Origin of the sequence: Psychrosphaera sp. B3R10 (assembly GCF_018861025.1) — a bacterium.
In the GTDB taxonomy this organism is placed as follows: Bacteria; Pseudomonadota; Gammaproteobacteria; order Enterobacterales; family Alteromonadaceae; genus Psychrosphaera; species Psychrosphaera algicola.
This window is the reverse complement of sequence record NZ_JAHKQH010000043.1, coordinates 48391-54415: the sequence shown is the minus strand read 5'-3', so window position 1 is coordinate 54415 and position 6025 is coordinate 48391. Positions and strand designations below refer to the sequence as shown.

Here is a 6025-nt window from a genome sequence, read left to right as displayed (position 1 = left end):
TGATTTTATGGGAGGGTTACAGATTCATTATATTTTCTTCCTAAAACACTACTTAACGTCACGACTTGTATCACTTTTATCCGCAACATGTGTGCTTGGTCAAATTAAAAGTGCATCTATTGCCAAATTTCAGTTTTCACTAAGCGATTCTTAAGTTTCAGTTCATAAAATCAGCTCATCAAACTAGAGGTGATTTATGTTAATTAAGCCTGAACTTTGCAAAATAAATGTTCATTCCAACAAATCCTTTTATTGGAAGCCATTCGCTCTTTTTCTATTATTTTCGGCATTAGTTTCAAGCATTGCGTTGAACAAAGACCAATATATAGCCAGCCAACTAAAGGTATTTATTTTTGGTAATCAAACATTCCAGTTTTTACCTCAATACTTTTGGCATAACGTTACTTATTTAGGCGATGCGTTAATTCTCGTTCCTTTGCTTTCATTCATTTGTTTATTTAGCGTTAAAGCATGGGCTGCAATGTTTGGCTCAGTACCGCCTGCATTTATTATAAGTCATGCAGGAAAAGCATTTTTCGCTATTCCCCGACCAGCAGCAGTATTGGAGCATGACCAGTTTACTATTATTGGTCGTACTTTAGCCGCACACACAAGCTTTCCTTCTGGGCATACCATTACAATTTTCACTGCTATGTCAGCACTTATTTTTGTATATTTGAAGCAGGATAAACATCATTCGAATTTAAGAAACTCTGTAATAGCAATGCTACTGTTTATTGCAACCATCACTGCTATTTCAAGAGTTGCCGTTGGTGCTCATTGGCCTGCCGATTTACTCTTAGGCGCTCTTTTGGGTGGTATGGCAGGGATGAGTGGTGAGTATTTAAGTCGTCATTACTCAAAATGGTGGAACTGGGCAGTGACTAAGCCTATTTATCTAGGATACTTTATTCTTAATTTTTGTGCGCTATTACTTTATTTAACAATTAGCGGCGAAACCCCTGCATTATTTATAGTGTGGGTAGCGATAATTGTTAGCGGCACGGTCGGCACATACATTTCACTTAAAGCTATCCTATTAAAATGATATTAAAACTAAATTCATTATTCTTAATGATGAAAGCCAGTAATTATGTGCTAATAACTAGCATAATAAATACAATTTTTTTCAATCTAATTTTGTTCTCTTTTGTTGTAGAAAATACCGATGTATTAAGTGCCAGTGGTGCTGTCATTTTGTTGTCTGTGTTCCTCATCGCTTTTACCTTTACTTTTACATTCGCTTCCATTGTTACATTAATTTCCCCTATCTTACTTAAAATATTTCTTGGAGTGACCGCGATAATTAATGCCATGGCAATTTACTATATGGCTAATTACCAAGTGGTTTTAGATAAAACCATGATGGGCAATATATTTAATACTGAGTACTCTGAATCATCTGAACTTATTACCTTTAAGCTTTTATTATTTATAGTATTTATCGGCTTAATTCCGGCTTATTTTTATATAAAGCTTAAAATAAATCGACTAGATAGAGGAAAGGTCGCGATAAATGGAGTTATTGGATTAATTACTTCAATCCTTATCCTCTATTTAAACGCCTCAAGCTGGCTATGGATAGACAAATACGCAAGCTTGCTTGGGGGGAAAATATTGCCTTGGTCTTACATCATTAACACCAATCGATATTACGCTTCACTGAATAACTCAACTGACGGACAAATGCCCTTACCTGATGGGCAATTTAGCAATACTAAAAAGATGGTCTTTGTCTTAGTGATAGGTGAAACCGCTCGCTCAGACAATTTTTCTTTATATGGTTACCCGAAAAATACAAACCCTAAATTGCAACAAACGCCTAATTTACTTGTGTTTAAAAACACACAGTCATGCACCACGTATACTACAGGTTCACTAGCTTGCATGTTATCTCACACTGAAAAAGTCGCCAATTTTGAAGCATTACCAACTTATTTAGCTAGGCATGGGGCTGACGTGATATGGAGAACAAACAACTGGGGAGAGCCAGCAATTGACGTAAGCAGTTATGTTAAAGCTAGTGATTTACGTTCAAGTTGTCAGGGAGAAGGCTGTAGATTGGATGAGGCTCTATTAACAAACTTAATTGAAACTATTGAATCATCAACAAAACAAAAAATATTTATTGTTTTGCATACTAAAGGAAGCCACGGCCCTAGTTATTACTCTAGATATACAGCAAGTTTCAACCAATTTAAGCCAGTTTGTCGAGATGAGGAAATTAGTAAATGCACTTCACAAGAGCTGATTAATGCCTATGATAATACGATTTTATATACGGATCATTTTTTAGCAACTTTGATCGCCAAGCTTGAGAGTTTGCAGAGCATTCCATCAGCCATGATGTATATTTCAGATCACGGTGAGTCATTAGGAGAGCAAGGACTTTATTTGCACGGAACACCTTATTCATTTGCCCCTGACTATCAAAAAAACATCCCCTTTTTGTTATGGGCTTCAGATTCGATGCAATCGCATAAGCAAATAGACCTGGAGTTTATACAACAAGGCGAGAGTCATACACACTTCAATGTATTTCATACTGTATTAGGTGCGTTTGATTTTCAATCACCTATCTATAAAAAAGAACTAGATGTATTAAACCAAAATATTTCACCTAACCTGAGAGAATAATCAGTGTAATTTAGGTCAAATATCAGTTTACACTAAGCCGATCTTAAGGTTACCTCATTACTATAAAGTCACATTGAACGAGGTGACTTTATGTATAGAATTATTACTTCCACCGTATTAGTCAGCACATTACTAAATATTAGCTTTACATCTAAAGCTTCCGACCAAAAGCAAGTCTGTAACCAAACAAAAAATCTTGAACTGACCACTAACGATATTTTTGACCTAGAAGATCCTGACACTATTTTCCTCCATCGATGGGGGAATTTTCTACACATAAAAACCAAAAGTACAACCCTAATAAATGAAGCCGCCTTTTTCATAAAAAAATGTGAAATTGATGAGCAAGACTTACAAGAGTTAGAGCGCCACCTTAGAAGCAAAAAGTATCTCAAAGATGCACGAGTTACCACTAACGAAAACTCATCCAAGATAAAGGTTGAAACGTGGGATAATTGGTCATTAATGCCTACGGTCGATTTTGGCAGAAAAGGCGGAAAAAATAAGTATGCCATTGGTATTAAAGATAGAAATTTTCTTGGCTTAGGCATTAATGCGGAAATTGAATCGTTTACCAATGATCAGCGCAGTGGATATAAATTTAAGTCAAGTTTCCCTCTGTTTTTAAACAACAACATCAATGCAAATATTCGCTTCACAAGCAATGATGACTGCACATCAGAAGCAATATCAATAGACAAAGACTTTGTAAGTTTCGACACAAATAATGCCTTTAATATTGGTTTCAATAATTTTAATCAAATTGATACTCAATACAAAAATGGTGAGGAATTTGATCGATACAACCATAAACAAAAGCTTTCTACCGCACGCTGGCAGTGGCTGTATAAAGATACGACTGCCAATACGCTAAGGTTTGGTATTGGCTATACCAGTGAAGAACATCAGTTTTCAAACGATGATATTACCCATTTAACCGCACCAGAATTCCTGCCTGAAAATAGAGAGTTTAACTACCCATTTCTAAGCGTTGAATTTTTACAAAAAGATTATAGAAAACTCACCAACGTCAATTTAATTAATCAGATTGAAGATTTTAACTTAGGTTGGCACCTAACAGGTAATGTTGGCTCCGATATCAGTGGGTCAAATACCTCACCAATACTCATCTGGCAGTCGAGTGTTTCCAAAGGCATAGATATTTTTGAGAACTCCTTTTGGTTTTTTACAGCTACTTTTGAAGGGGAAGCGTATAGCTTGTCAGGTAAAGAATCTAGAACTCTTCTAAATATTAGCAATGAGTACTTTCACAAATTCAATAACAATTGGGGCGGCTATTTTAAGAATGTAAGCCAAATTAGTCAGAACCAATTTAAAGACTCTCCCATCGTATTGGGCGGCGAAACTGGGTTGCGAGGCTACCCTCTTCAATATCAACATGGCGACCACAGTACGCTTTTCACTCTTGAAGCGAGGTATTACCCTCATATCAATATTTACAAACTTATAGAAGTAGGTGGTGCTGCGTTTATCGATGTAGGAAAGATTTTTAACCAGCAAGAAGCAACCTCAGAAAAAAACTTATGGATGAAATCAATAGGACTAGGTGCTCGATTTTATTCAACCCAAACGAGTGAGGCACGAGTCATTCATGTTGACGTTATTAAACCAATAAGCTCCGATGCCAATGTCAATGGCGTTGAGTTTCGCATAACAACTAAACATTCATTTTAAGGCCATAAAAGTGAACCGCGCTATTCCCTTTATCAAAAACCTCAAACTCACAACAAATCAACTAGTAATCTATACCTGCCTATATATTACTTTTATTGTGAATATCCCGTTTTTAACCAAAACGGTAACTGTCATTACAGCCTTAGATCAATATAACCTATTATTTTTAATTTCTGTGCCTTTTTTCTTATTGTCGTTATCAATCATAGTACAAAGCTTTTTCGCTTTTAGATGGATAACTAAGCCGCTCTTAATCTTAATAGTTTTATTATCATCAATACTATTCTATGCGACTCTTAATTACGGCATCGTTTTTGATTACGGCATGATTCAGAACACTGCTGAAATCGATACTGCTGAAGCGTTTTCATATTTCAATTTGTCTGCTATTTTCTTCTTTCTATTTTTTGGGGTTGTACCTTCTATACTCATCGCAAAAGTGCAGTTAACCTATAACTCATTTATAGGGGAATTGTTCACTCGTTTAAAACTACTCAGTGGTAGTATTGGTGTACTATTATTAATAGCGATAGTTTTCTATTCTAGCTATGCATCTGTCGGCAGAAATAACCGCGACCTTGTAGGCTATTTAACACCTTATGCTTTAATTGATTCAACAGCCAAATATATTAGGAAGAACTACTTATATCCTCCATTAAAATTTAGCCTATTAGACACCAAACCTGAAATTGTTAAGCCTACACAAAACAAACACGTAACTGTCATGGTATTAGGCGAGACAGCTCGCGCTCAAAACTTTTCGCTTAATGGTTATGATAAACCTACCAATCAGTATACCGACAAGTTGAATGTTGTTTCATTTGCAAACGTTAGTTCTTGTGGAACTGCAACAGCCGTTTCTGTTCCTTGTTTGTTTTCAAGATTAAATAAAGAAAACTATGACAAACGAATAGCAATTTCGCAGCAAAATGCTATTGATATTATTCATTTAGCAGGTGCGGACGTATTATGGATTAGTAACAATAACGGTAGCTGTAAAGATGTATGCAACCGGGTAAAAACACTAAAGATTGCAACTGAAAAGGCAAGTCCATTATGTGATGGAGAGTATTGTTTTGACGAAGCACTACTTCCCCCACTAAGACAGAAGCTGACTTCGTTAACACATGAAAACACGTTAATTGTGCTTCACATGATTGGCTCTCACGGTCCAACGTATTACAAAAGATATCCAGAAAAAAAACGTATTTTCACACCTGACTGCCAACGTAGCGATATTCAAAATTGTACGCTAGATGAGTTGGTGAATACTTACGATAATACAATAGCGTATACTGATTACGTGCTATCTAAAGTTATAGGTGAATTGAGTTCCTTAAGTGAACTAAATGATGTTGAAACCTCTATGCTTTATATCTCAGATCATGGAGAGTCATTGGGTGAAAGTGGCGTTTTCCTGCATGGCTTACCTTATGCTTTTGCTCCAAGAGAACAAACCCACGTACCTTTTATCTATTGGGCCGATTCATTACACTTGAAAGGTAAAGCAGATTGTTTAAAAGAAGCAATAAATGTCGACCTTTCCCACGACAATATATTTGATATTTTACTCAATGAAATGTCGGTAAAGTCCGGCACCTACAAAGAACAAAACAATCCATTAAACCAATGTAAGCTATCGAGTTTAATAGCTCAATCAGCATACCAATCTACTTCTATTGGAGCCAAATAA

4 protein-coding genes are annotated in these 6025 nt (G+C 36.0%); all 4 read left to right on the top strand.

Translation table 11 applies throughout. From position 1 onward, the window contains the following. The first annotated feature begins 196 nt into the window (after positions 1-196). The 4 genes from KO525_RS16750 (at position 197) to KO525_RS16735 (ending at position 6025) form a co-directional block, all read left to right on the top strand. A complete protein-coding gene (locus KO525_RS16750; protein ID WP_215964987.1) occupies positions 197-1048 on the top strand; it encodes a phosphatase PAP2 family protein in 852 nt (283 codons plus the stop codon). After that, entirely contained in the window at positions 1045-2637 is a 1593-nt protein-coding gene (gene eptA, locus KO525_RS16745) for a phosphoethanolamine--lipid A transferase EptA (RefSeq protein WP_215964986.1), read from the top strand. Before KO525_RS16750 ends, eptA begins: the two co-directional genes overlap by 4 nt. 90 nt (positions 2638-2727) lie before the next feature. Continuing rightward, entirely contained in the window at positions 2728-4332 is a 1605-nt protein-coding gene (locus tag KO525_RS16740) for a hypothetical protein (protein WP_215964985.1), read from the top strand. A gap of 10 nt (positions 4333-4342) precedes the next feature. Further along, positions 4343-6025: a phosphoethanolamine--lipid A transferase gene (locus KO525_RS16735; protein WP_215964984.1), complete on the top strand. Its 1683-nt coding sequence runs from the start codon at positions 4343-4345 to the stop codon at positions 6023-6025.